Origin of the sequence: Paraburkholderia sp. J67 (assembly GCF_905220265.1) — a bacterium.
Taxonomy (GTDB): domain Bacteria; phylum Pseudomonadota; class Gammaproteobacteria; order Burkholderiales; family Burkholderiaceae; genus Paraburkholderia.
On record NZ_CAJMZK010000066.1, the window covers coordinates 1 to 2,078 of the forward strand.

A 2,078-nucleotide genomic window follows, 5' to 3' on the forward strand; every position below is an offset into this window, starting at 1 on the left:
CCACGGCGATGTTGACCACGGCGCAGGTGGCGGCCATGTCCACGGCCCAGCTCGAAAGCCTCTCGGGCACGCTCAGCTCGGTGCAGACGCAGGCAATCTCGACCGCGAACATCGTGGCGCTGGGCACCAACGTCGCTTCGCTGACGACGGCGTCGCTGTCGAACGCGCAGGTTGCGGCACTGACCACGGCGCAGATCGGCTCGCTGACGGGCTCGCTGAGCACAGCGCAGACGCAGTCGATCTCAACGGCGAACATCGCGGCGCTGGGCACCAGCGTCGGTTCGCTGACCACAGCCATGCTTTCGGCAGCCCAGGTCGGTGCGCTCACGTCGGTCCAGGTGGGCTCGCTGACGTCGAATGCGGTGTCGCCGTTGTCTTCCACGCAGATCGGCGCGCTGAGCAGCGCGGCGGTTGCAGGTCTCACGCTCTCGGGCCTGAATACCGCGCAAGCGCAGGCGCTGACCACGAAGGACATCGCGGCGCTGGGTACGAGCGTCGCTTCGCTGACCACGGCGATGCTGAGCACGGCGCAGGTCGCGGCCATGTCCACGGCCCAGCTCGAAAGCCTCACGGGTACGCTCAGCTCGGTGCAGACGCAGGCGATCTCGACGGCGAATATCGCGGCGCTCGGCACTAACGTCGCTGCGCTCACGACGGCGTCGCTGTCGACCGCGCAGGTGGCGGCACTCTCGACGACGCAGATCGAAAGTCTGACGAGCTCGCTGAGCACGGCGCAGACGCAGGCGATCTCGACGACGAACATCGCGGCGCTCGGCACCAACGTCGCATCGCTGACCACGGCCATGCTCTCGACGGCCCAGGTCGGCGCGCTTGCCGCCGGTCAGGTCACGGCCATTTCGTCGGGCCTTTCGTCCGCCCAGGTCGGCGCGCTCAGCTCCACCGCGGTGCTGGGTCTGAATCTGTCAGGCCTGAACACGGCGCAGACGCAGGCGCTGACGTCGAAGGACATTCAGTCGCTGGGCGCGAGCGTTGCCTCGCTGACCACGGCGATGCTGAGCACGGCGCAGGTCGCGGCGATGTCGACGACCCAGCTCGAAAGCCTCTCGGGCTCGCTGAGCTCGGTGCAGACGCAGGCGATCTCGACGGCGAATATCGTCGCGCTGGGCACCAACGTCGCATCGCTCACCACGGCGTCGCTGTCGACCGCACAGGTCGCGGCCCTGACCACGACGCAGATCGGCTCGCTCACGGGCTCGCTGAGCACGGCGCAGACGCAAGCCATCTCGACGACGAACATCGCGGCACTGGGCGCGAGCGTCGCCTCGCTGAGCGCGGCCATGCTCTCGACCGCGCAGGTCGGCGCGCTGTCGTCGGTTCAGGTGGGCGCGCTGACGTCGAACTCGGCGTCGTTGTTGTCGTCCACGCAAATCGGCGCGCTGAGCACCGCGGCGGTATCGGGTCTCACGCTCTCGGGCCTGAACACGGCACAGGCGCAGGCGCTGACCACGAAGGACATCGCGGCGCTGGGCACGAGCGTCGCTTCGCTGACCACGGCCATGCTGAATACGGCGCAGGTCGCGGCCATGTCCGCGACGCAGCTTGAAAGCCTGACCACCGCACTGAGCACGGCGCAGACGCAGGCGATCTCGACGGCGAACATCGCGGCGCTCGGCACCAACGTTGCCTCGCTGACCACGGCCATGCTCACGACCGCGCAGGTTGGCGTGCTCACGTCGGCCCAGGTGGGCTCGCTGACGTCGAACTCGGCGTCGGCGCTGTCGTCCACGCAGATCGGCGCGCTGAGCAGCGCGGCAGTTTCGGGCCTCACGCTCTCCGGCCTGAACACGGCGCAGTCGCAGGCGCTGACGACGAAGGACATCGCGGCGCTGGGCACGAGCGTCGGTTCGCTGACCACGGCCATGCTGAGCACGGCGCAGGTGGCGGCCATGTCCACGGCCCAGCTCGAAAGCCTCACGGGCACGTTGAGCTCGGCGCAGACGCAGGCGATCTCGACGGCGAATATCGCGGCGCTGGGCACCAACGTCGCGGCGCTGACGACGGCGTCGCTGTCGAACGCACAAGTGGCGGTACTGTCGACGACGCAGATCGAATCGCTG

At 68.6% G+C, this 2,078-nt stretch carries 1 protein-coding gene; it reads left to right on the plus strand.

Annotation, left to right across the window (positions count from 1 at the left end; genetic code table 11):
- Positions 1–35 precede the first annotated feature (35 nt).
- On the plus strand, positions 36–2,078 hold a 2,043-nt coding region (locus U5782_RS41115), incomplete at its 3' end, for a beta strand repeat-containing protein (protein ID WP_415914503.1).